Annotated in this window: 22 protein-coding genes; 14 read left to right on the forward strand and 8 right to left on the reverse strand. The window is 58.0% G+C overall.

Features of this window, described 5'->3' with window-relative positions; all coding sequences use genetic code 11:
- The first annotated feature begins 822 nt into the window (after positions 1-822).
- The 7 genes from BMX80_RS14465 to BMX80_RS14495 all read left to right on the forward strand — a co-directional run bounded on the left by BMX80_RS14465 (position 823) and on the right by BMX80_RS14495 (position 7,367).
- A complete protein-coding gene (locus tag BMX80_RS14465) occupies positions 823-2,079 on the forward strand; it encodes an ABC transporter substrate-binding protein (protein WP_217641980.1) in 1,257 nt (418 codons plus the stop codon).
- 52 nt (positions 2,080-2,131) lie between these two features.
- Positions 2,132-3,049, forward strand: coding sequence for a carbohydrate ABC transporter permease (locus BMX80_RS14470; RefSeq protein WP_074869833.1), 918 nt, complete (start codon positions 2,132-2,134; stop codon positions 3,047-3,049).
- Positions 3,042-3,917 carry a carbohydrate ABC transporter permease gene (locus BMX80_RS14475; protein ID WP_074869837.1) on the forward strand — a complete coding sequence of 292 codons (876 nt, stop codon included), beginning with the start codon at positions 3,042-3,044 and terminating at the stop codon, positions 3,915-3,917. Before BMX80_RS14470 ends, BMX80_RS14475 begins: the two co-directional genes overlap by 8 nt.
- Before the next feature lie 11 nt (positions 3,918-3,928).
- Entirely contained in the window at positions 3,929-5,062 is a 1,134-nt protein-coding gene (locus BMX80_RS14480; RefSeq protein ID WP_074869838.1) for an ABC transporter ATP-binding protein, read from the forward strand.
- A 218-nt stretch (positions 5,063-5,280) separates the two neighbouring features.
- Entirely contained in the window at positions 5,281-5,712 is a 432-nt protein-coding gene (locus BMX80_RS14485) for a hypothetical protein (RefSeq protein WP_071870450.1), read from the forward strand.
- 159 nt (positions 5,713-5,871) lie between these two features.
- Entirely contained in the window at positions 5,872-6,462 is a 591-nt protein-coding gene (locus tag BMX80_RS14490; RefSeq protein ID WP_074869841.1) for a TetR/AcrR family transcriptional regulator, read from the forward strand.
- Between the two features lie 113 nt (positions 6,463-6,575).
- On the forward strand, positions 6,576-7,367 hold the full coding sequence (locus BMX80_RS14495; RefSeq protein ID WP_074869998.1) for an alpha/beta hydrolase: 792 nt from the start codon (positions 6,576-6,578) through the stop codon (positions 7,365-7,367).
- A 40-nt stretch (positions 7,368-7,407) separates the two neighbouring features.
- Here the strand turns inward: BMX80_RS14495 and BMX80_RS14500 are convergent, their stop codons facing one another.
- The 4 genes from BMX80_RS14500 to BMX80_RS14515 all read right to left on the reverse strand — a co-directional run bounded on the left by BMX80_RS14500 (position 7,408) and on the right by BMX80_RS14515 (position 12,131).
- Entirely contained in the window at positions 7,408-9,705 is a 2,298-nt protein-coding gene (locus BMX80_RS14500; RefSeq protein ID WP_074869845.1) for a PqiB family protein, read from the reverse strand.
- Complete coding sequence (locus BMX80_RS14505; RefSeq protein ID WP_071870454.1) at positions 9,695-10,330, reverse strand: paraquat-inducible protein A; 636 nt, start codon at positions 10,328-10,330, stop codon at positions 9,695-9,697. The genes BMX80_RS14500 and BMX80_RS14505 overlap by 11 nt, the downstream gene beginning before the upstream one ends.
- Positions 10,314-11,003 (reverse strand): paraquat-inducible protein A, encoded by a 690-nt coding sequence (locus tag BMX80_RS14510; protein WP_074869848.1) that lies wholly within the window; start codon positions 11,001-11,003, stop codon positions 10,314-10,316. The genes BMX80_RS14505 and BMX80_RS14510 overlap by 17 nt, the downstream gene beginning before the upstream one ends.
- A gap of 111 nt (positions 11,004-11,114) precedes the next feature.
- Positions 11,115-12,131 (reverse strand): helix-turn-helix transcriptional regulator, encoded by a 1,017-nt coding sequence (locus tag BMX80_RS14515; protein ID WP_074869854.1) that lies wholly within the window; start codon positions 12,129-12,131, stop codon positions 11,115-11,117.
- Between the two features lie 113 nt (positions 12,132-12,244).
- On the opposite strand from BMX80_RS14515, the gene BMX80_RS14520 reads away from it, so the two are divergent.
- The 6 genes from BMX80_RS14520 (at position 12,245) to BMX80_RS14545 (ending at position 17,625) form a co-directional block, all read left to right on the forward strand.
- A complete protein-coding gene (locus BMX80_RS14520; protein ID WP_074869858.1) occupies positions 12,245-13,210 on the forward strand; it encodes a PNPOx family protein in 966 nt (321 codons plus the stop codon).
- 70 nt (positions 13,211-13,280) lie between these two features.
- Positions 13,281-13,715 (forward strand): LexA family protein, encoded by a 435-nt coding sequence (locus tag BMX80_RS14525; RefSeq protein ID WP_074869861.1) that lies wholly within the window; start codon positions 13,281-13,283, stop codon positions 13,713-13,715.
- Positions 13,716-13,745: 30 nt separating this feature from the next.
- The gene (locus BMX80_RS14530; RefSeq protein WP_074869864.1) at positions 13,746-14,258 is read left to right on the forward strand and encodes an ATP-dependent zinc protease family protein; all 513 of its coding nucleotides are present in this window, start codon (positions 13,746-13,748) and stop codon (positions 14,256-14,258) included.
- An 81-nt stretch (positions 14,259-14,339) separates the two neighbouring features.
- Entirely contained in the window at positions 14,340-15,047 is a 708-nt protein-coding gene (locus BMX80_RS14535) for a COG3650 family protein (RefSeq protein ID WP_074869865.1), read from the forward strand.
- A 103-nt stretch (positions 15,048-15,150) separates the two neighbouring features.
- On the forward strand, positions 15,151-16,155 hold the full coding sequence (gene gap, locus BMX80_RS14540; protein ID WP_074869868.1) for a type I glyceraldehyde-3-phosphate dehydrogenase: 1,005 nt from the start codon (positions 15,151-15,153) through the stop codon (positions 16,153-16,155).
- Positions 16,156-16,311: 156 nt separating this feature from the next.
- Positions 16,312-17,625: a Na+/H+ antiporter NhaC family protein gene (locus tag BMX80_RS14545; protein WP_074869870.1), complete on the forward strand. Its 1,314-nt coding sequence runs from the start codon at positions 16,312-16,314 to the stop codon at positions 17,623-17,625.
- On the opposite strand, the gene BMX80_RS14550 is transcribed toward BMX80_RS14545, so the two are convergent.
- Positions 17,622-18,710 carry a PLP-dependent cysteine synthase family protein gene (locus BMX80_RS14550; protein WP_074869873.1) on the reverse strand — a complete coding sequence of 363 codons (1,089 nt, stop codon included), beginning with the start codon at positions 18,708-18,710 and terminating at the stop codon, positions 17,622-17,624. The two genes, BMX80_RS14545 and BMX80_RS14550, sit on opposite strands and share 4 nt — an antisense overlap.
- Positions 18,711-18,893: 183 nt before the next feature.
- Between BMX80_RS14550 and nhaA the strand changes: the two genes are divergently transcribed.
- Positions 18,894-20,075 carry a Na+/H+ antiporter NhaA gene (gene nhaA / locus BMX80_RS14555; RefSeq protein ID WP_074869876.1) on the forward strand — a complete coding sequence of 394 codons (1,182 nt, stop codon included), beginning with the start codon at positions 18,894-18,896 and terminating at the stop codon, positions 20,073-20,075.
- 59 nt (positions 20,076-20,134) lie between these two features.
- Here nhaA and grxD read toward each other — a convergent pair whose 3' ends face one another.
- From grxD to gspL, 3 genes are all read right to left on the reverse strand, one after another.
- A complete protein-coding gene (gene grxD, locus BMX80_RS14560; protein ID WP_071870465.1) occupies positions 20,135-20,452 on the reverse strand; it encodes a Grx4 family monothiol glutaredoxin in 318 nt (105 codons plus the stop codon).
- Positions 20,453-20,596: 144 nt separating this feature from the next.
- Positions 20,597-21,100, reverse strand: a complete 504-nt coding sequence (locus BMX80_RS14565) for a type II secretion system protein M (protein WP_074869878.1) — start codon at positions 21,098-21,100, stop codon at positions 20,597-20,599.
- On the reverse strand, positions 21,097-22,257 hold the full coding sequence (gene gspL, locus BMX80_RS14570; RefSeq protein ID WP_074869881.1) for a type II secretion system protein GspL: 1,161 nt from the start codon (positions 22,255-22,257) through the stop codon (positions 21,097-21,099). The genes BMX80_RS14565 and gspL overlap by 4 nt, the downstream gene beginning before the upstream one ends.
- Positions 22,258-22,263: the final 6 nt, after the last annotated feature.

Genomic DNA, 22,263 nt, shown 5'->3' on the forward strand with positions numbered 1-22,263 from the left:
AAGGTTTTTTGCATGCGGCTGACTCAGGCGATGGGCTTCCCGCGATTGTGCCAGCCAAGAGAGCTGCTGAGGAATAAATCAGCGTTTCCTTAGCAGACTGTTGGCTTGAGCATACATCTCAATATAGTAGGAGTCATTTCTGTCATCCCACAGAGCGGGATTCAGAAGAGCAAGCTCTTTAGTCTGTAGATAATCAATCAAACATGGAAGCTCGGTATATCTGCGGAGAGATGTTTCCATAAACAACCACCACCCCATCAGCGAATAATTTTCATGATCATACTCGCCAATCATTTTTCATCATAAAGCATCAGCTCATTCGCCTTTAGAGCCCATGAAGAAGGCGACGAAGACTAGAATAGCCGACACCGCCACCCCTATGGTGGGATAAAAAAACACCTTTACAACGCTTGGATGACCCAGCGCGAACCCAGATGAAGCCGTGATAAACACGGGCAAGAACGATACTACCGATAGAGACAACCCTACAACGATCGCCACTATTTGGTGTTTCTTCATAGTGCTTCCCTCTAACAACAAACAGACGACATAAGCGCAGTATTTTTACTCCATAACTACCGTATGGCGCCCCCTACCCTCAAGCCATTATCCAACCAAGATCACCAACTCTAGGCCATGCCTCCACAAAACAAAACCCTGCACCACAACCACCAACACTGCCACATTAAAAGCCCCCAAAGTATCCACCCCGTTACAAACCCATAGCGCTTTGTTACCCACGCCTTGCAGTCTTGCCCCTAGACTCTCACTGCCCGCACACCGTTGCGGCTCACAACAAAAACAACAGCAAGGACAATCGAGATGCATAAGACCCGCCTAACCCTGGCCTTGGCCGGCCTGATTGGTTGCAGCGTTGCCGCGCAGGCACACGCTGGTGAAGTGGAAGTGCTGCACTGGTGGACCTCCGGTGGTGAGGCGAAATCCGCCGCGGTGCTGGCCGACATGCTGAAAGCCCGTGGGCATGGTTGGAAAGACTTTGCCGTGGCCGGTGGCGGCGGTGAAAGCGCCATGACCGTGCTGAAAACCCGTGCCGTAGCAGGCACCCCGCCAGCCGCCGCGCAGATTAAGGGTTTAGACATTCAAGAGTGGGCCAAGCTGGGCTTTTTGACTGAGCTAGACAGCGTTGCCGCAGAAGAAAACTGGGACACCACCCTGCCCGGCGTGGTGACTCAGGTGATGAAGTACAACGGCCATTACGTGGCCGTGCCGGTGAACGTGCACCGCGTTAACTGGCTGTGGATCAACCCCAAGGCGTTCGAGAAAGCCGGTGCGCAAATCCCCAAAAACTGGACCGAGTTCGTTGCTGCGGCGGAAAAACTGCAAGCCGCTGGCATCGTGCCGCTGGCCCACGGCGGTCAGCCGTGGCAAGACGCCACTGTGTTTGAGGCTATCGCGCTGGAAGTGTTAGGCGTTGAGGACTACCGCAAAGCCTTTGTGCAGCACGATGCCGCCACCTTAAAAGGCGCCAAGATGGTCGAGGCGCTTGAGCGTTTTGCCGAGGTACGGCGCTTTATTGATAAAGACAGCGCGGGCCGCGACTGGAACCTCGCCACCGGCATGCTGCTGCGCGGCGAAGCGGGTATGCAGATCATGGGTGACTGGGCCAAAGGCGAAATCAGCGCCGCAGGCCTCACCCCGGGCAAAGACATTCTCTGCGTAGCCACCCCGGGCACTGAGGGCAGCTTTACCTTCAACATCGACAGCTTTGCCTTCTTTAAGCTGAAAAACGATACCGACAAAGCCGCCCAGCAGGCGCTGGCATCGACCATTCTGACCCCCGAGTTCCAAGAGGTGTTCAACCTCAACAAAGGTTCGATTCCGGTGCGTTTAGACAGCGACATGAGCAAGTTCGACAGCTGCGCGCAAGACAGCATGGCAACCTTCAAGAGCGCCAACGAGAAAGGCACGCTGATCCCCAGTTGGTCGCACGGCTTGGCCACCACCAGCCAAGTGCAGGGCGCGCTGTACGACGTGCTAACCAAGTTCTTTAACGACAAAAAAGCCGATGCAGTGGCCACTGCAGACTTAATGGCGCGTGCGGTGCAATCCGCGCAGTAACTCCCCCGTAAGTCCCCTGCTCGGTGCACCGAGCAGGGTGTGAGGAAATCCCATGATTCTCGCCCAAACCCAAACGGCCCGGCGCCCAGTGCGCCTCGGGCTGACCCTTGAGCACGTCTTGCCGAAACTGGTATTGGCCCCCTCGCTGGTGCTGGCCTTGGTGTGCATTTACGGCTACATGGCCTGGACGGGCTATATCTCGCTCACGCCATCGAGCTTTTTGCCGATGTACGAGCTGTCCGGCTTTGAGCAATACCAGCGCCTGCTGGAGAACGACCGCTGGCGCGTGGCGTGCTTCAACCTCGCCCTGTTCGGCGGCCTATTCATTGGCGCGTGCCTGCTGGTGGGGGTACTGCTGGCGATTCTGCTCGACCAGCGCATTCGTGCCGAAGGCGCGCTGCGCACTATCTACCTGTACCCCATGGCGATCTCGTTTATCGTCACCGGCACGGCGTGGAAGTGGATTCTTAACCCCAGCTTGGGGCTAGAAAAACTGGTACACGACTTTGGCTTCACGAGCTTTGAGTTCAGCTGGCTGACCGACCCCGACAAGGCCATTTACACCTTAGTGATGGCGGCGGTGTGGCAGTCCTCGGGCTTTGTGATGGCGATGTTTCTCGCCGGTTTGCGCGGCATTGATTCGAGCATTATCAAAGCGGCGCAACTGGATGGCGCCAGCCTGCCACGCATTTATTGGCGCATTGTGCTGCCGTGCCTGCGGCCGGTGTTTTTCAGCGCGGTGATGGTGCTCTCGCACATCGCCATTAAGAGCTTCGACTTAGTCACCGCTCTCACCGCTGGCGGCCCCGGTTACAGCACCGACCTGCCGGCGCTGTTTATGTACGCCCATGCCTTTACCCGTGGCCAGATGGGCCTTGGCGCTGCCTCGGCGATGATGATGCTCGCCGGTGTGCTGGCGATTTTAGTGCCGTATTTGTATTCCGAACTACGAGGTAAGCGCCATGCGTAATGCCGCCCTACTGAGCTGGCAGCCACGCCTTGGCCGCCTGTTTATCTACGCCACGTTAATCGCCGTTGCCGCGCTGTACCTGATACCCCTGTGGGTGGTGCTGCTGACCAGCTTTAAAACCAGTGCCGATATTCGTAGCGGCAACCTACTGAGCCTGCCGGATGTATGGGTGCTCGAAGGCTGGATTAAAGCCTGGGGCACTGCCTGCACTGGGGTGAGCTGCGATGGCATACGCGGCTACTTTGTGAACTCCACCGTCATGGTGCTGCCCGCCGTGGCACTCAGCACCTTACTCGGTGCGCTGAATGGCTATGTGCTGTCGCTGTGGCGCTTTAAAGGCTCGGAGCTGCTGTTCGGCCTGCTGCTGTTTGGCTGCTTTATTCCCTTTCAGGTGATTTTGCTGCCTATGGCGCAAACCCTCGGCTGGCTGGGCTTAGCCAACAGCACTGCCGGCTTGGTGTTGGTGCATGTGATCTACGGCCTGTGCTTTACCACCTTGTTCTACCGCAACTTCTATCAGGCGCTGCCGCAGGAAATCATCAAGGCCGCGCGCTTAGATGGCGCGGGCTTCTTCACCATCTTCTGGCGCATTGTGCTGCCGCTCTCCGGGCCGATCACTATGGTCACGCTGATCTGGCAATTCACCGCGATCTGGAACGACTTCCTGTTTGGCGTGGTGTTCTCCGCCGGTGACAACCAGCCGATGACCGTGGCGCTGAACAACTTGGTCAACACCACCGCCGGGGTGAAGGAATACAACGTCGACATGGCCGCCGCCGTGCTCGCCGCCCTGCCCACCCTGCTGGTGTATGCGGTGGCCGGTAAATATTTCGTGCGTGGGCTAACCGCCGGCGCCATCAAAGGTTAAGAGGACTCGTTATGACATCGCTGTCTATTTGCAACGTCGGCAAGCAATACCAAAAAGGCGCCACCACGCTGGAAAACATCAACTTGGAGATTCGCTCCGGTGAGTTTCTGATTCTGGTTGGCCCGTCCGGCTGCGGTAAATCCACCCTGATGAACATGATCGCAGGGCTGGAGAGCGTCTCCAGCGGACAGATTCTGCTTAACCAGCAGGACATCACCCATGCCGCGCCGTCGCAGCGGGATATCGCCATGGTGTTTCAGTCCTACGCGCTGTACCCCAACATGAACGTGTACGACAACATCGCCTTCGGCCTGCAGATTCGCAAATGGCCGAAAGACGAGATCGACGCCGAAGTGCAGCGCGTGGCCAAGTTGCTGCAGATCGACCACCTGCTCAAGCGCAAACCCGCGCAGCTGTCTGGCGGCCAGCAACAGCGCGTGGCCATGGGCCGTGCCCTAGCTCGCCGGCCTAAGGTGTATTTGTTCGACGAGCCGCTGTCTAACCTCGACGCCAAATTGCGTGTGGAGATGCGCACCGAAGTGAAAAAACTTCACCAGCGCTTGGGCACCACCATCGTCTACGTCACCCACGACCAGATCGAAGCCATGACCTTGGCCGATCGCATTGCGGTGATGAAAGACGGCGTGATCCAGCAACTGGGCACCCCGCAGGAAATCTACCAGCAGCCCAACAACCTGTTTGTGGCCAGCTTTATTGGCTCGCCGGCGATGAACTTTATCCCCGTCACCGTGCAGCACACCGCGCAAGGGCGGTTTGTCGAGCTGAAAGACCAATCCGGCACCTGCTTGCAGCTCGCCCTGCCGGCCGGCTTAGCCGTCAAAACCGATCAACAGCTGGTGCTCGGCTTACGCCCCGAAGCCTTTAGCGAAGTGCAGCCACACAAGCTCAGCCAAGCACAGGTGCAACAAGGCGAGTTTCTGGTGGAAATGACCGAACCCACCGGCCCAGACACCCTCACCCTGCTGCGTATTAATGGCGCAGAAGTCACCGCCCGCGTAGCGCCGCAAGCCAACCCACAGGCCGGCGCCAAACTGCCGCTGATGCTGGATGCCAGCCAAGCGCTGTTTTTTGACCCAGTGAGTGGCGAGCGCTTACGCGCCCTCGCCCAACCAGCGGCGGCCTAAGGTTTAGCTGCGCCGTGTGCAAGGCACTGCGCAGCCATTTTTAAACGCCCCGACAACCCTGTCATTTCAAGCACAGTTGCCCGTTCTAAGCGGCACTGCACAGTTCGCCGCATTGCCAATATGACCATTAGATGACGCTTGCTAGGATGCGCCCCGCCTGATCAGGCACCTCGCCCCGTCAGGGGTTTAGGAATCGCAAGAATGCAAAGGAGCATTGCATGAAACCGTTTATCTACGCTGCAGCGTTATCCTCTATCGCCCTGCTGACTGGCTGTGCCAGCCAGAACTACAGCCAGCCGAGCGCGCCGCTCAATGGCGACGTTAAAACCAACCTGAAAGCTGACGTTGCCGTAGGCGAAGCCATCAATGGCGAGTCTTCGGTGAACATTCTGTTCGGCGTGTTCAAGCTCGGCGGCGACACTCAGTTTGCTGACGGCGTAACTTACGGCGGCGGTGACGGCGGCTTCGCTCTGGGTCTGGACCCAGTGGCTGCGGCTAAGTCGGCTGCTGCGTACAAGGCTGTTAAGTCCTCGGGTGCCGACCTGATCGTTGCGCCGCGCTACGAAGTGAGCGTGCAGGACTACATGCTGTACAAAACCGTGAACGTTAAAGTGACCGGTAACAAGGGCACCATCAAAGCGATTCGCTAAGCTGCGAAACCTTTTCGGTGTACTAACGCCGCTGTGCTCAGGATGAGCCAGCGGCGTTTTTTATGCCCAGAGCACACTCTGCACTCTGTACTTTTTACTTGCGATTAACGACCGATCGTTCTATTTTCTGCAAAACCACCCCACACGGCAGAGTGCGTTATGAGCAAAGGCGCCGAAACCTACACCGCAATTGTCGAGCATGCGCTTAACCTCAGCAGCGAGCTGGGGCTGGAAGGGTTGACCATCGGCAGCCTCGCTAGCCAAGTGGGCATGTCAAAAAGCGGTCTGTACGCTCACTTTGCCAGCAAAGAAGCGCTGCAATGCGCCGTACTGCAAGCTGCTGCTACGCGGTTTAGCGAACAGGTTTTGCTCCCCGCATTGGCTCAACCAGCGGGTCTAGCGCGGCTCAACACCCTATTTGAGCAGTGGATGCGTTGGGGCGGTTTGTTTAGCGGTGGCTGCCTGTTTGCCGCCGGCGGGTTTGAATACGATGATCGCCCCGGCCCCGTGCGCGACGCACTGCGCGAGCAATTGGGCAAGATGTTGGCCAGCGTTGCCCGCATTGCCGACAGCGCAATGGCCTGCAACGCACTCAGCGCAGAGCATTGCAGCAAACAGTTTGCCTTCGAGTATTGGGGCATCATCCTGACCCTGCACCAACACCAACGCCTGCTTGCCGCTGAAGACGCGCAAGCGCTCGCACGTACCGCTTTCAGCGCTCTGCTTAAGCGCTTTCAGGCCACGCCCTAACCCCCCACAAAGCCACATCCCGTACTGAGGAGTTTTTTATGCTCACAAATAGCACGATCGTTCGTTTTATAGTGCTCAGCAAGCATCGCCTGAGCTCAATCGCTGCGCCGCAAATGGCTGCCCGCCAGCTGGAGTGGTTATTTCTCACCCCACAGCGCACCAGCAGACCCGAGCGTGAGCAACAGTGGCTGCAAGGCGCCGTGAGTGAGCGCATCACTTGGCGTGATGCGCAGCAACTCACCCTCTACCGCTGGGGCAATACGGGTCCTAAGGTGCTGCTGATGCATGGCTTTTCTGGGCGTGCCAGCCAGTTGGCTTGCTACGCCGCGCCGTTGGTGGCGAAGGGCTTTCAGGTGCTGGCCTTTGATGCGCCGGCGCATGGCGAGTCAGACGGTGTGCAAACATCGCTGCCGGAGTTCGCCGACGCGCTTTTGCATGTCGGTGCGCGGCTTGGCCCGTTACACGCCTGCATTGCCCACTCCAACGGCGCGGCGGCCACCACGCTGGCACTCAGTCGCGGCCTGGACTGCGCGCGCACTGTGCTATTGGCAGCGCCAGAAGACCTGCAAGGCTATTTGCAGCAGATCGGCCGCTGGCTGGGTTTCACCCAACGGGCGATCTGGGCCTGCCAACGGCGTATCGAGGCGCGTTACGCTGTGCCCTTCAGCGAGCTACGCGGCGCCTTGCTAGCACCACGGCTGCGTGTGCCGGCGCTATTGATTCATGATCAAGAGGATCAAGTCGTGCCCATCAGCGAAGGGCAACGCCTCGCTGAGGCTTGGCCGCACGCCGAGCTGTTAGTCACCCAAGGCTTGGGCCATTCACGTTTGTTGCGCGATGAGCACATCATCGAACGGGTACAGCGTTTTATCTGCGCCACACTGCCACAACCCGCCTGCGCTTAAAACCAACGGGGCGCTCGATGAGCGCCCCGGTAATTCGCCGTTATGGCTTGATGGCAATCCGCGGCTGCCATTTCAGCCAAGCGTCTTGGTATTCGTCGTGGAGAATAAACACTTCACCTTCACGCGCGGGGCCCTTTTGCTCGGCACCCTCTGGGGTGGCAAAAGCGATACCGCCTTCCACTAAGGTTTCCAGCGACTCGGCACGAATCTTAGTGCCGCGGAATAAGCTGAAATCGACGCCGATACCGCTGACATTCCAGAACTTACTGCCCCGCGTTACCAAGGCGGCATATTTGGGCTGTACCAACACGTCGATCAGCACACGATCGGCATTGGGCGCCAGTTTTACCCCTGTCACCTTACCCACTTGTACTTCGCGATAAGTGACTGGCACGCCTTCTTTGAGCGATGCACGCCGGGCGGTGCTGATGGTGATGCGTAGGCCCGCTTCACGCGCGGTCACTCCGGGCGCTTCGGCCAGCAGCTTGAACTGCTGTTCACGCGCACCGGGCTTAGCGGGCGGGCTAACTTCGATGTAATTGCCGCCAACTAAGGTTTCCAAGTGTGCGGTGCGCACCAACCCTAGCTTGGGGCTTACCAGCCAAAATTGTGTGCCTTGCTGAGCAAAACGCTCCGGGTTTTCAATCATGCGCAGCGTCAGGCGTACCGACTTAAAGTTATCGCTCAGTTGCACGTCTTCGACGCTGCCAATATTCAGCCCCAGATAACGCACCGGCATGCCAACACTCAGACCATCGCCACGCTCGGCGGTCAGTTCCAGCAGCATGCCTTCAAGCAGGGCCTGATCCGCACTGGCGTGCAAATCAAAGCGCGTGCCGTTGCCAACCCGTCCGGCATCGTCATCGGGGGTATCGAAAGCAATGCCCCCCGCCAACAAGCTCTGCAAGGATTCAGCCTTAAGCTCAATGCCGCTTAAGCCGCCCTTGAGGGTAACCCCGCTGGCATTCCAGAACCGCGATGACTTGTTCACCAAGCCGGCGTATTCCGGCTCGATATGCACGCCGACGACGACTTTTTGCTGTCGTGACCCCAGCTGCACGCTGTTCACTGTACCCACCTGCAACTGGCGATAGAGCACCGGGCTACCGGCAGACAACGAGCCCACTTTGTCGGTGGTCACAATCAAATGCAGCCCCGGTGTGCGCACATCCAACGGCGGCGGCTTACGCAAGGCTTCGAACTCACGCTGCGGTTTATCACCTTTATTGCCGGGGCGGACGACCAGATAGTTACCTTTGAACAAGGCCTCCAGACCACTCACACCGGTCAGCGAGATCGACGGCCGTACCATCCAGAACTGCGTACCCTCGACCATGTAGTCTTCGGTACGCGGGTTCATGTTCAGCTCCAACATGGCGCCTTGCAGGTCGTCATCCACATCCACCGACTTAACCAAACCGACCTGTACGCCCTGCCAGCGAATTGGCGTCACGCCTGGCTCTACCCCAGCAAACTCAGTCACATGCAGCTTGATGCGGATACCTACTTGCGCCGCGCTGAAGTCGTCATACAGCGAATACACTTTGCTCGGATCTGCTGCGGGGCTGTCTTTGCGGTGATCGGGCGTGGCAAAGGCAATACCACCGGCCAGCACGCTCATCAAAGATTCGGTGGTGACTTTAACGCCACTCAAACCAGCTTCAACCTCAACCCCACTGGCATTCCAAAACCGCGTGTGTTTGCGCACCAGATGGGCATATTCCGGCTTGATAACAATGCCCACCAGAATGTTTTGCTCGTCCTCATCCAGCTCGTAGCCCTTCACTTGGCCGACTTGGATTTGCTTGTAATAAACCGGGGCGCCCTCTTCGAGCGAACCCAAGCGCGGGGTACGCAAGGTTAGGTGTAAGCCCGGCAGGTGATCTAACAGCGGCGGCGGCTCGGCCAGCGCGGTGAACTTGTCTTCAAACTGGCCCTTGCCCGGCTCGAAGGTGATGTAGTTACCGCTGACCAAGGTTTCTAGCCCCGTCACGCCGGCCAGTGAGACACGCGGCTTAACCAGCCAAAAGCGCGTGTCTTCAAGCAAGAAGTTTTCTGCCTGGCGCTCTACCTCTAGCGTGGCGCGCACGCCCTTTTGCTTGGGGTTAAGGCGTAAGTCTTTAACCTTGCCCAGCACCATGCCTTTGTAGATCAGCTCGGTTTTGCCAACCTGAATACCTTCGCCACTGGTGAAGTCGATGGTGACCATGATGCCGGCCGTGCTGTAAGCGCGCCAAACCAGCCACAGGCCAATGCCCAAGGCAATCAGTGGCAGCACCCAGATGGCAGACCACGTCGACGCTTTGCGTTTTTGCGGTTGCGGCAAGTTATTCGTCATGGTCTTCCTCAGACTCGGTGTTATCCCAAATTAACCGTGGATCAAACGAGATGGCCGCCAACATGGTCAAAATCACCACCAAGGCAAAGGCCACGGCGCCCATGCCGGCGGTGATCTGCGCGATGCTGCCGAAGTTCACCAAGGCCACCAAGATGGCGATGACGAACACATCCAGCATGGACCAGCGACCAATCCACTCAATAAAGCGATACATCACCCCGCGTTGCCGGGCCGATAACGGCTGATGGCGCTGCACCGAATACAGCAGCAAGCCCATGCCGACCAACTTGAACGTGGGCACCAAAATACTGGCCACGAAAACCACAATGGCGATTGGCACCATGTCGTAATGAATCAATGCAATGACCCCCGACATGATGGTGTCGCCGCTGCCTTTGCCAAACGAGCTGACCACCATGATCGGCAGCAGATTGGCCGGGATGTACAAAATCGCGGCGGTGATCAACAGCGCCCACGTGCGCGCCAAACTGCCCGGGCGCCGCGGATAAACCGGCGCATGGCAACGCGTGCAAATCTGCCCGGCCTCGGGGTTATCCGGGTCTTGCCGGTTAACCGCGTGGCACTCTAGACAAAGCATGAAGCCAGCATCAATCGCACGCTTCATCCATCACCTCATCGACCTGTTGCTCAGTACGCAGCTCATCGAGCATTTCCCACACTTGGTGCTCACTCATGGTGGCTTCCAGCCAGATTTGGCAAACCAATAGACCAATAAAGCACACCAAACCCACGCCCATGCTGAGGTCGCCCAGATCCACCATCTTCACGATGCTGACCAGCACGCCAAACATGTACACCTCAAGCATGCCCCACTCACGCATTTGGTGATAAATGCGGTACAGCCACAAGGCAAAACCTGCGGGCAGCTTTAATTGCAGGGTCAACAGCACCCAGCCCTGACACAGCAACTTGAGCAGCGGAATCAACATGCTGGAGAGAAAAACGATCAGCGCCACCAGCGCCATCTCGCTTTGGTACAGCGCCAGCACCGCGCTCCACACCGTTTCGTTATTGTGCTGCCCCAATAAACCCAAGCTCATGATGGGCATAAAGTTAGCCGGCACAAACAGCAGCAAGGCCGCCAACACCAGCGCCAAGCTGCGCGTGAGCATATTGGCTTGGTGGTGATACAGCTCAAAACCACAGCGCGGGCACTGGGCTTTCTCGCCATCGGCCAAATGCATCTTCGCCATCAGCAGATCGCACTCATGGCAAATCACCAGCTGCTCGGGAGCAAGCTGCTTAAGCGCATCTGGGCTGGGAGGCGATTCACTCATATGAAAATGTCCAACGTCAGCCAAACGGCTAAAGCGGCAAGATGGGGCGGATAGCTTACCTGATACGCCTGGCAAACTCAGCACAAGCCCGATTGCCGCACAGCACAACGCTTAAGCCTTCGCCGTGGCGTAGCTTTTAACAAACTTATAAAACGAACTGGGCTCGGCAAAACCGAGCTGTTCATGCATATCCGCAACCGGTTTAGCCCCCGCGAGTAACGCGTGATACTGCTCTAACCTTACCTGCCTAAGCAGCTCACTGTAGGTGGCGCCTTCCCGCTTAAGCCGTCTAAACAGGGTCGAGCGGCTCATGTGCAGTGCTGCGCAGCAAGCGTCAATTCGCGCGTAATGGGCAAGGTCGGCACGCAGTAAGTGCTGCAACCGGGCGGTTAGCGTCTGCGCGGTTAATCCCTCGCTGGCCAAGGCTTTTGCTTTGCCGGCCAACAGTTGACGCATGTAGGCATTAGCCGCGCCTACCGGGTAAGTCAGTATCTCTGGCGCAAAACACACGCTAAAACCGCTGCCCTGCTGGATGTCACAAGCAAAGTGATCTTTCAGCAGCGCCACATACGGCGCATAAGCCGACGAAACCCTCAAACAGCGCGGTTTAATCGCCAGCCCCGACAAATGCTTAACCCAGCACGATAATGCCGAGGCGCTACGCAGCAGCGCCACAGCCGGATAAGCCTGTGCACCCGCCAATTGCAGGTGGATCAACAACGCGTCTTTTTCTAACGACACCTGCCAGCGCTCTGAGGGGTTCAGCAGCGCGCTATTGCTCGTAAAGGTATCCAGCGCATCACCTAAGGTGGCGCAGTGGCTAAGCCAATTAGCCAACACACCAATGCTGTCGGCATGCACAACGCTGCCTATCGCCAAGGCATGCTGCGCGGCAATCTCGCCAGACTCGCGTTGCTCCAGTGTTTGCCACAACCAGAGCAGATAACGCTCAGCCAAACGCTGCTCCTGCACCGGTGGGGTCGCAGGTTCGCCACGCCGCCAAGCGAGATAGCGCTGCTGTAAGTCCACCGAGCAGAGCGCGAGCTCATCGACGGCAATAACCCGACGCACGATGAGCTCGTGCGCCAAATCCAATACGGCGATGGCCGAGACACTCGTTACAGACATAGCGACGGCACTGCTCCTATAAGTTGCAACCATTTTCCACGTGCATGACACCAAACAACAAAGCCGTTTCGCCAGCAAGACTCATGCTGCATGCAAACCAGAGGAGCAAACCGATGACTGGCGATCTGCGCACTGAGCAAGCGTTAAGAACAATTATCCCCAACTACCCCAGCGTCTTAGATAGACGCATTCTGCCCAACCTAGACCGGCACTGTTTGGACTTTATCCGCTGCAGCCAAGTCGCCGTGTTCTGTAGTGCCGGCACGCAAAACGACTTCACCTTGCTGAGCTGCCAAGACAACCTTAGCGCACAGACCAACAGCCTTTGCTTTAGCCTCAGTAGCGCGCCAACTGACCACGCGCCTGACAGCAAGGCGGCCAGTTTAATCTTCTTAGTGGCCGGTATCGGCCATGTATTGCGCGTCAATGGCCGCGCACGCTGGCAGCACGAGCGGCTGACCGTCGCTGTTGAGCAGGCCTACTTTCACTGCGCCAGAGCGGCCACCCGAGCGCAGTTGTGGACGCCTGAACACAGCGAAAATGCCTTAGCCGCCGACACGCTAGAGGCAGTTCTGCAACGCTCGCCTTATCTAATTCTGAAAAGTGAAGACGCCCAAGGACATACCGATCTATCGCCGCGCGGCGGGCAAGTTTTTGCGCAAGCCGATGGCAGCCTGTTTCTACCCGAGCGAGCCGGCAATAAAGTGGCCAAAAGCCTGCGCAATATTTTGCAAACCCAGCGCGCGTCTTTATTGCTGTTTATTCCCGGGCACGCGTGGCTCTGCGCCATTGATGCCGAAGCGCGGCTATCCGCCGAGCCTGCCTTATTGCGTAGCAGCATTGAGCACGGTGTGCAGCCCAAGCTGGGGCTTGTCTTACGCGATATTCACTGGCGCCTCTGGCAAGAGCCCGCTATCGAACAAAGCGGCCTGTGGCGCGCGCCGTCAGCGGCGCACAGCGCACAGCTCACGCCATTTCCTAAAGTGCTCGCCGAACACATGCATGGCCAAGGCTTACTCGGCATAGCGAGTCATTACGTGGTGAAAACTATCGTTAAACGGGACATGCAAAATCTATAAAAGCCCACAGCATTGACGCCAGCGCGGCGCTGAAGAATACTGTATATAAATACAGATAAAGAGTTATCGCATGCCTGCCTTTGCCCGCTTCCATGCCCGCGCCTGCCCCGACAGCCAACTCAGCCTGCCTTTGTATGTCAGCCGTGTGCCGGCTGGCTTCCCCAGCGCAGCGGATGATTTCAGCGACCAACGGATTGACTTCAACGAGCTGCTGATCCGCCGTGAAGAGCAGTGCTTCTGCGTGCAAGTACAGGGCAACTCGATGCAAGGCGTGGGGATTTTCTCTGGCGATTTGCTGGTGGTCGACCGCAGCCTGATCGCCCGCCCCGGCGATATCGTGGTCGCCGCCATCAACGATGAGGCCTTGGTCAAAGAGCTAATTCAGCAAGACGGTCTGCACTATTTAAAGTCGCATCACCCTGATTATCCGCCCATCGCCATCGCCGGCGACAACGATGTCAGCATCTGGGGAGTGGTGTGCCACTGCATTCATTCGCTACGCTGAAAGCAACTTTCCTATGCCTGCGAGGTTGGCATGATCCGTTTGTGTGTTGCTGCGTTGTGCACCTTCAGCCTGTTAGCCCACGCTGGCGAGCGTGATGTGTGGGGCTATCAAGAGCGTGCGTTACTGCCGGAGCTTAATCATAGCGTGCAAGCCAAGCTGGATACCGGCGCCCTCACCGCCAGCCTGCATGCGCTGGATATCGAAGTCTTCGAACGCGATGGCGAAGAGTGGGTACGTTTTCGCACCGGTACAGGCAAAAAAATGCTCAGCGTCGAACGCCCGCTGGAAAAACACAGCCGCATCAAGCGACGTAGCGACGACCTCACCGAAGAGCATGAAAAAAGCTACAGCCGCCGCCCCGTGGTGCTGCTGCCCATTTGTATTGGCAACCACTTAGAAACCATTCCAGTGAACTTGGTTGACCGTGGCCGCTTTCTGTATCCACTGCTGATTGGCCGTGAAGGCTTGGAGCAGTTCAATGTGCTGATCCACCCCGGCGAGCACCATTTAGCCAAAAAGCCCAAGTGCGCCCCGACTAAGTAACCCAAGCACGCCAGCGCCTGCACTTGCCCGCAAGAAGGCGCTTCCGTAGCCTTGGCAACTTGACCGCGCAAGGACCCTCGCATGTCTGCCCCATTTCGCACCCTGATTGCCCTGTCGGCCAGCACCTTATTGGCCGGCTGCTCACTGTTTAGCACCGAAGAACCGGTCGCCACCAAACCCAGTAGCCGCCTACAAGGCCACCTCACCTGGACCAACCAGCAGCACACCTTCACCCCCTGCAAAGAAGGCCGCACCTTCTGGGTGGAAGATGGCAGCCAGCAGTTGGAACAAGCGTTCTGGAGCCTCGCCCCCGGCAGCGGCATGCAAGTGTTTGCGGATTTAAGCGGCGAGCTAAAAGCCAAACCGCGCCAAGGCGAAGGCATGCGTAGCGATGGCTTGTTTAGCGTTAGCCAAGTGCACCGTGTCAGTGGCGAAGGCCACGGCTGTGAAGACCTGAACTTTATCGCTACCCTGTGGCGCGCCAGCGGCAACGAGCCGAGCTGGAACATGCGTGTTGGCCGCCGTGGCATGCAGCTTGAGCGCATCGGCTTTCCGGCCCTCGCCCTGCCCTACATTGTGGAGGCCGTACCCGGCGGCGTGACCAGCTACAGCAGCGAAGCCAATGGGCAAAGCATTGAGCTGAGCCTGTCGCCCGGCGAGTGTCGCGACAGCATGAGCGGTAACTTCAGTAACTGGCAGGCACGCCTGACCATTGGCGACACCGTGCAGCAAGGCTGCGCCTACCCCGGCGCCTTAGAAACCCCGGCCGCGCCACAGCACGACGAATAACCGCCCAGCAGGGCTATGCTGATCAGTATCGGCATGCCCTGCATCAAGCTTTTGCTTTTTCAGGCATGCCAAGCTCAGACCATTACTGTGCAAGGAGCCTGTTATGAGTGTGAAAGTTGCCATCAATGGTTACGGCCGTATTGGCCGCGCGCTGTTACGCATTTTGCTGCAAAACCCCGCCTATCAAGGCATTGAGCTGGTCGCCATCAATGATTTGGGCGATGCGGCCACGTTGGCCCACCTCACCCGTTACGACTCCACCTTTGGCCCGCTGCAGGGCGAACTCATCGAGCAGCAAGACCACTGGCAAGCCGGCCAACATCACATTCGCCTACTGGCCGAGAAAGACCCCAGCCGCCTACCTTGGCAAGCGCTAGGCGTTGATCTGGTGCTCGAATGCAGCGGCAAGTTCAAACAGCGCGCTCAAGCGGCCGCGCATTTAAACGCTGGCGCCAAACGCGTGCTGGTCTCGCACCCGATGGACGATGCCGACCTCACCTTGGTCTACGGCGTTAACCATCAGCAGTTAACGTCTGCCATGCAGATCGTCTCCAACGCCTCCTGCACCACCAACTGCTTGGCGCCGATTGCCCAAGTGCTGGATCAGCTCTGCGGCATCGAACAAGGCCTAGTGACCACCATTCACGCCTACACCAATGACCAGAACCTGCTGGATAAAACCCACAGCGACCTGTACCGCGCCCGCGCGGCCGCACTGTCGATGATTCCCAGCAAAACCGGCGCTGCCAAAGCCGTTGGCTTAGTGCTGCCGCACCTCAATGGCCGTCTGGATGGCTTGGCCGTGCGTGTGCCGACACCCAATGTGTCGCTGGTTGATTTAGTCGCGCAGGTCCGTAACCCCGTGGACAAATCTGCGCTGGAGCAAGCCTTCCGCGCCGCCAGCCACAGCATGCCTAAGGGCGTACTGGCGGTCAGTGACTTGCCCTTGGTGTCCATCGATTACAACGGCAATCCGCACTCCGCCACCTTAGACGCCGGGCAAACCCGCGTACAAGGCAATCTGATCAAGCTAATGGCGTGGTATGACAACGAGTGGGGCTTTGCCCACCGCATGCTGGATGTGGTGCAGCACTGGCACCAGTTATAACCAATACACAGCTTAACAATAGAAAAACATCTAATTCAGTTCTTAACAGCTCGGTACAATGCGCGCCCTTGCCACAGCGGTTACCCCCGCTGCTGGCGTTGGCGCGGCCTATCGGCCTGCGCATCCTGATTATCGACCGCAATCCGGGAGACTGTTATGACTCGCCACGCCGATGCGCGCGCATGGCCGCTATTGCCGTTACTGGTATTTCTCGCCCTGTTCTTAGGCAGCGGCATCTATCACAGCCAACTTGGCACCGACTTCGCCTTCTACCAACTCAAAGCCCCCGTCGCAGCTTTGGTCGCACTGGTCGTGGCCTTGTGTTTAGGCCGTGAAAGCCTGAATAAAAAACTCGATACGTTTATCGCTGGCGTCGGCGATAACACCATTGTGTTGATGTGCTTGGTCTTCCTCTTAGCCGGCGCGTTTGCTGCGGTGACCAAAGCCATTGGCGGTGTCGATGCCACGGTGAACGCCGGCCTGAACATTCTGCCCGAGCAGCTGGTGCTGCCCGGCTTGTTTGTGGTCGCGGCGTTTTTGGCCACGGCCATGGGCACCTCCATGGGCACCATCGGCGCCTTAGCCCCGATTGCCGTGGGCTTTGCCCAAGCCACCGGGTTGGACATGCCGCTGACCATGGGCGCGGTGATCGGTGGCGCTATGTTTGGCGATAACTTGTCGATTATTTCCGACACCACCATTGCCGCCACGCGCTCGCAAAACGTCGGCATGCGCGACAAGTTCTTGATGAACCTGCGCATTGCCTTGCCCGCCGCCATCGCCACCCTCTTGCTATTGGCTTGGCTGGGCAGCAGTGCCGATGCCAGCGAGCCGCGTGAAGTCAGCAACTGGCTGCTGGTATTACCCTACGTGGCGGTATTGGCGCTAGCCGTGAGCGGCCTGAATGTGATTTTGGTGCTGCTCGCCGGCATTCTGCTCTCCGGCGTGAGTGGTCTCCTGCTCGCCCCGGAATACGGCGTGTTAAAGCTCGGCAACGACATCTATGCCGGCTTCGAAGGCATGCTGGAAATCATGCTGCTGTCGATGCTGATCGGCGGTCTGTCGGCACTGATGAAAAGCCAAGGCGGCCTGCAATGTCTGAACAACAGCATTAGCCGCATCACCCAAGCTATCGCTGTGGGTCAGCGCCGTGCCGGCGAAATCGCCATTGCCTTGCTGGTGAGTATCGCCAACTTGTTTGTGGCCAATAACACCGTGGCCATCATCTTAAGCGGTGAAGTGGCAAAGAACATTGCCGATGCCGAAGATGTCGACCGCAAACGCAGCGCCAGCTTGCTGGATATTTTCTCCTGCGTGGTGCAGGGCGTGATCCCGTGGGGCGCGCAGATTCTGCTCGCCGGTTCGCTGGCGGGTCTGTCACCGCTGGCACTGGTCAGCTCGGTGTATTACTGCTGGTTATTGGCATTGGCTGCGCTGGTGTCGATCATCCTCGGCCGCCCGCGCGACTAACACCACGTCGCGCTAAGCGCCGCCGGCAACCCAGTCCCTTGTTCGGCACAGGCAGCCACCTGTGCCTGCAAGGGCGCCAAGGCATAACCTTGGCTTTCTAACCACGCTTCTTGGTAGTAGGTATTGGCATAACGCTCGCCGCTATCGCACAGCAAGGTCACGATGGCACCTTGCTGCCCCGCCGCCTGCATACGCTCAGCCGCAGCCAGCACACCCAACAAGTTAGTGCCGCTTGAAGCCCCGACGCGCCGCCCTAAGCGCTCGGCCAAATAATGCATCGCCGCCAGCGACCAAGCATCCGGCACCTTGAGCATGGCATCCAACACGCTCGGCACAAACGAAGCTTCCACCTTGGGCCTGCCAATGCCTTCAATGCCCGAACCGCGCGCTAAGGTCACTGCGCTTTCGCCATCGCGGTAGAAGTCATAAAACACCGAATGCTCAGGGTCGACGGCCAACACCTGAGTGTTATGGCGTTGGTATCGCACATAACGACCAATGGTCGCCAAGGTGCCACCGGTGCCGGGGCTGGCAACAATCCACGCCGGTACTGGGTGCGCCTCACGGCTCATCTGCTGAAAGATCGATTCGGCAATGTTGTTGTTGGCGCGCCAGTCAGTCGCCCGCTCGGCGTAGGTGAATTGATCCATAAAATAACCGCCCAGCTCCGCAGCCAAACGGGCCGACTCGCTGTAAATCGCTTGCGGATCGTCCACCAAGTGGCACTGCCCACCATAAAAATTGATCTGCGCGATCTTGGCTTGTGAGGTCGTGGCCGGCATCACGGCAATAAAGGGCAAGCCCAGCAAACGCGCGAAATACGCCTCCGATACCGCCGTCGAACCACTGGAGGCCTCAATCACCGGCGCACCCTCACGCAACTTGCCATTACACAAGGCGTATAAAAATAACGAGCGCGCCAAGCGGTGTTTCAGGCTGCCGGTTGGATGGCTCGACTCATCTTTGAAATACACCGTGATACCGGGGAAAGCCGGCAGCCCCAGCGGGATCAAATGCGTATCGGCGCTGCGATTAAAATCCGCCTCAATAATGGCGACTGCTTGAGCCACCCAGTGCCTGCTCATAAGACCTCCGAATTAACAAAAAACGCTTAAAAATTAGTCATGTATACTCGTTCCCGCTAGGCACAGCGAAACGAAACATCTGCACACAGTTGCAGTTTGGCGTTTTAAACCAGAATCCATAAAGTCAAACGATCCCGTTTTTCTCTGCTTTTATTGCTAGAGAATCTATAAGGAGTTTTGTTCATGGTGGTACGTCTCAGGCAACGCCTAAAGCAGTTTGTTGAGCTGGAAGCAGCCGGCGGCATTCTGCTGATCATTGCCGCAGTGCTTGCTTTGCTGATCAACAATTCGCCGCTGTCGTTTCTCTACGACATGTTCCTCGAAGTGCCGGTGGCGGTGCAGGTTGGCGCACTGGAAATCAACAAACCCCTGCTGCTGTGGATTAACGACGGCCTGATGGCCTTGTTCTTTCTGCTGATTGGCCTAGAAGTTAAACGCGAGCTACTCGACGGGCACCTCTCACGCCCCTCGCAAGTGGTTCTGCCGGGCATGGCCGCGATTGGCGGCATGTTAGTGCCGGCGGCCATTTATGCCTGGCTGAACTGGAACGAGCCCGATGCCTTAAAAGGCTGGGCGATCCCCATGGCCACCGATATCGCCTTTGCGCTGGGTATTCTCGGCCTGCTGGGGTCGCGTGTACCGGTCACGCTAAAACTGTTCTTGATGACCTTGGCGATCATCGATGACTTGGGCGCCATTGTGATCATTGCGCTGTTCTACTCCGCAGAGCTGTCAAACACCTCGCTGCTGTTTGCCAGTATTTTCCTCGGCATCATGGTGCTGATGAACCGCTTAGGGGTGAACAAGCTCGGCCCCTACTTGGTCATCGGTCTGTTCTTGTGGATCAGCGTGCTCAAGAGCGGCGTACACGCCACACTGGCCGGCGTAGCTATGGCCTTTATCATTCCGCTACGCACCACCGACGGCAGCCCGTCGCCGTTGCTTACCGCTGAGCATGCGCTGCACCCGTGGATTGCCTTCGCCGTGATGCCGATTTTCGCCTTTGCCAACGCGGGCGTTTCACTCAAAGGCATGACCTTCGCCAGCGTGCTTGAGCCGGTCACCTTAGGCATTATTCTCGGCCTGCTGGTGGGCAAAACCATTGGCGTGTTTGGCTTCACCTGGCTGGCCATCAAGTGCCGCATTGCCAATATGCCGGCGGAAAGCAATTGGACGCAGATTCTTGCCGTGTCGATTCTCTGCGGTATCGGCTTCACCATGAGCTTGTTCATTGGCTCGCTGGCCTTCGCGCCGGATTCCGCCTACGCCGGCATGGACCGCTTGGGCATTCTGGTGGGCTCACTGTTCTCGGCGGTGATCGGCTATCTGTTGATGGCCAAAGCCAGCCCACAAAGAGCCGAATAAGCGCTCACTGGCATAAAAAAACCGAGGCACTGGCCTCGGTTTTTTATCGCTTGGGCTAATTACTCGGCCATAGCGTCTTTGATCAGGGTTTGCAGCTCACCCTTCTCGAACATTTCCAGCACGATATCGCTACCGCCGATCAGCTCGCCTTTTACCCACAGCTGCGGGAAGGTCGGCCAGTTGGCATAGGCCGGCAAATTAGCGCGAATTTCCGGGTGCTGCAGAATATCCACGTAAGCGAACTTCTCACCACAGGCCATCACCGCCTGCGAGGCACGCGCGGAAAAACCACACTGAGGGGCATTCGGCGAACCCTTCATGTAGAGCAGAATGGTGTTGTTCGCGATTTGATCTTTGATGGTTTCAATAATGTCCACACTTCACCTCGGCTTACACGGCCTGCATGGGAATTAAGCAAGCACTCGTTGGATTGCCGCGATTGTAACGAAAAAACCCATCACAAGCAGAGTGCCCGAGTCATTTACTCGGATAAACGCCGCAAGCGGCTGCTTAGCCTTGGCTCAGAAACCACCCACCGATAAAGCCAGTCGTGCGTCGGCTTTACCCGGTTCGGTACGGGTTAGATTCACCTCTTCAACCACCACGCCGCGCTCTTGCAGCTGGCCGAGCCACGCCAGCAGCGCCGTTACGGTGACCGCTTCCAGCTGCACTTCAATCCAGCCGGGTTGCTGCACATCCAAACGCTGCAAACGTAAACCTTGCTGCTGGGCGCTGGCGGTGAGTAAACCTTGCAGTTCATCGGCTGCCAGCACCACGGGGCTGGTAACTGAACGCCCCTGCAACTGCGGAGCATTCTGGCTGATCAAGGCGTGCAAGGTGCGCTGGCGCTGAAAGTCTTCACTGGCGCTGTGCATATAACGCTGCACCGGCAACCAAGCCAACACGTACACACAGACCAACAGCAAAAAGCCACTCAAGGCCGCCAAAGCAAAACGATCACGCGCCGGTAGCGCTTGCCAACGCTGCGCCAACGGGGACTGTTGCAGCTGGGTTTGCCAACTCATGCCTCACCTCCAATGCTGACCCGCGCCACCACGCGATCGCCTTCGCGCGAGGCCGAGCCCACCTGCACCGGCAAGCCTTGTTCGGTAAATTGCCGGCGTAGTGCCTCTAAGGCGGCAAAGTCACTGGCTTCAACTTCAAAACTTAAGCTATCGGTGCTGCGCCGATAATCCAGCTGCACGACCCGCACGCCACTGCCTTGCTGCAATAAGCCAGCCCCCACTTGCTGTAGCTGAGCCAAGAAACCGCTGCTGGTGCTGCCCTCGCCTTGACGCAGGTGCTCACGGAATTGCGCCTCTAAATTGACGATGCGCCGGTCCTCGGGAAATAGCTGCTGATATTGCGCCGTGCTTTGCGCCGCCAAACTGTCGGCCTGCTGTTGCAGATATATCCCTTGGCCCAAGTTAAAGCCCCATTGCAGCACCGCCCACAAGGCTGCCAATGCGGCCACCGGCAACCAGCGCCGTGCTGGCTGCACAGTGCTTTGCGGGGTAAACAGGCCCTGCGCCAGCTCAATAGCATCCGCCTGCGGTTGGTTAGCACTCAGCTCAATGGCCTCTGGCCAATCACTGGGCGCCTCACCGGCAAAGCGAAAGCCCGGCGCCGCTTGCACGGCTAGCTGCTGACGCAACATGCTGGCCGTTAGGGCAATCACTTCGCCTTGCGCGTTACGCCACACGGCACGCCCGTGGCTGACACACCACGCCGCTGTTGCCTCATCAGGCAGGGGGAATTGCTCGGCATCCAGCTGAATGCTCTGCACCGCCACCTTAAAAGGCAGCCCCTGCAAAGCCGTCAAAGTTGCCTGCAAAAGGTTTTTGCGCACTGCCACCACGCGCGTTAAACCGGCGCTATTGGCTTCGCCGATGGCCAAGTGCAGGTTGTCGATATCTTCGGCCAGTTGTTCTTCCACGGCGTACGCCAAGGCCTGTTGCAGCCAGCGCTGTTTGCGCGTGGGCAGCTCAACATGCAGCACGGTGGCCGCCTCAACCGGCAAAATCAGCCGCAGCGTCAGTGCCGCTTCGGCACATTCGGCCACCGCCGCTTGCCAAGTCTGCCAGTTGCCTTGGCCAGCGCCTTGCGCGTGCCACCAGCGCAACTGGCAATCGGCCAACGCCACCCCTTGCGCCCACTCGGGGCTCACACTTAATTGCCACATGGCTTG

This window comes from Atopomonas hussainii (assembly GCF_900109735.1).
GTDB classification, from domain to species: Bacteria; Pseudomonadota; Gammaproteobacteria; order Pseudomonadales; family Pseudomonadaceae; genus Atopomonas; species Atopomonas hussainii.

What these genes read in the sequence shown, in the direction of transcription:
- BMX80_RS14465 (WP_217641980.1), top strand. Translation starts at nt 823, where the DNA reads ATGCATAAGACCCGCCTAACCCTGGCCTTGGCCGGCCTGATTGGTTGC.
- BMX80_RS14470 (WP_074869833.1), top strand. Translation starts at nt 2,132, where the DNA reads ATGATTCTCGCCCAAACCCAAACGGCCCGGCGCCCAGTGCGCCTCGGG.
- BMX80_RS14475 (WP_074869837.1), top strand. Translation starts at nt 3,042, where the DNA reads ATGCGTAATGCCGCCCTACTGAGCTGGCAGCCACGCCTTGGCCGCCTG.
- BMX80_RS14480 (WP_074869838.1), top strand. Translation starts at nt 3,929, where the DNA reads ATGACATCGCTGTCTATTTGCAACGTCGGCAAGCAATACCAAAAAGGC.
- BMX80_RS14485 (WP_071870450.1), top strand. Translation starts at nt 5,281, where the DNA reads ATGAAACCGTTTATCTACGCTGCAGCGTTATCCTCTATCGCCCTGCTG.
- BMX80_RS14490 (WP_074869841.1), top strand. Translation starts at nt 5,872, where the DNA reads ATGAGCAAAGGCGCCGAAACCTACACCGCAATTGTCGAGCATGCGCTT.
- BMX80_RS14495 (WP_074869998.1), top strand. Translation starts at nt 6,576, where the DNA reads ATGGCTGCCCGCCAGCTGGAGTGGTTATTTCTCACCCCACAGCGCACC.
- BMX80_RS14500 (WP_074869845.1), bottom strand. Translation starts at nt 9,705, where the DNA reads ATGACGAATAACTTGCCGCAACCGCAAAAACGCAAAGCGTCGACGTGG.
- BMX80_RS14505 (WP_071870454.1), bottom strand. Translation starts at nt 10,330, where the DNA reads ATGAAGCGTGCGATTGATGCTGGCTTCATGCTTTGTCTAGAGTGCCAC.
- BMX80_RS14510 (WP_074869848.1), bottom strand. Translation starts at nt 11,003, where the DNA reads ATGAGTGAATCGCCTCCCAGCCCAGATGCGCTTAAGCAGCTTGCTCCC.
- BMX80_RS14515 (WP_074869854.1), bottom strand. Translation starts at nt 12,131, where the DNA reads ATGTCTGTAACGAGTGTCTCGGCCATCGCCGTATTGGATTTGGCGCAC.
- BMX80_RS14520 (WP_074869858.1), top strand. Translation starts at nt 12,245, where the DNA reads ATGACTGGCGATCTGCGCACTGAGCAAGCGTTAAGAACAATTATCCCC.
- BMX80_RS14525 (WP_074869861.1), top strand. Translation starts at nt 13,281, where the DNA reads ATGCCTGCCTTTGCCCGCTTCCATGCCCGCGCCTGCCCCGACAGCCAA.
- BMX80_RS14530 (WP_074869864.1), top strand. Translation starts at nt 13,746, where the DNA reads ATGATCCGTTTGTGTGTTGCTGCGTTGTGCACCTTCAGCCTGTTAGCC.
- BMX80_RS14535 (WP_074869865.1), top strand. Translation starts at nt 14,340, where the DNA reads ATGTCTGCCCCATTTCGCACCCTGATTGCCCTGTCGGCCAGCACCTTA.
- gap (WP_074869868.1), top strand. Translation starts at nt 15,151, where the DNA reads ATGAGTGTGAAAGTTGCCATCAATGGTTACGGCCGTATTGGCCGCGCG.
- BMX80_RS14545 (WP_074869870.1), top strand. Translation starts at nt 16,312, where the DNA reads ATGACTCGCCACGCCGATGCGCGCGCATGGCCGCTATTGCCGTTACTG.
- BMX80_RS14550 (WP_074869873.1), bottom strand. Translation starts at nt 18,710, where the DNA reads ATGAGCAGGCACTGGGTGGCTCAAGCAGTCGCCATTATTGAGGCGGAT.
- nhaA (WP_074869876.1), top strand. Translation starts at nt 18,894, where the DNA reads ATGGTGGTACGTCTCAGGCAACGCCTAAAGCAGTTTGTTGAGCTGGAA.
- BMX80_RS14565 (WP_074869878.1), bottom strand. Translation starts at nt 21,100, where the DNA reads ATGAGTTGGCAAACCCAGCTGCAACAGTCCCCGTTGGCGCAGCGTTGG.
- gspL (WP_074869881.1), bottom strand. Translation starts at nt 22,257, where the DNA reads ATGTGGCAATTAAGTGTGAGCCCCGAGTGGGCGCAAGGGGTGGCGTTG.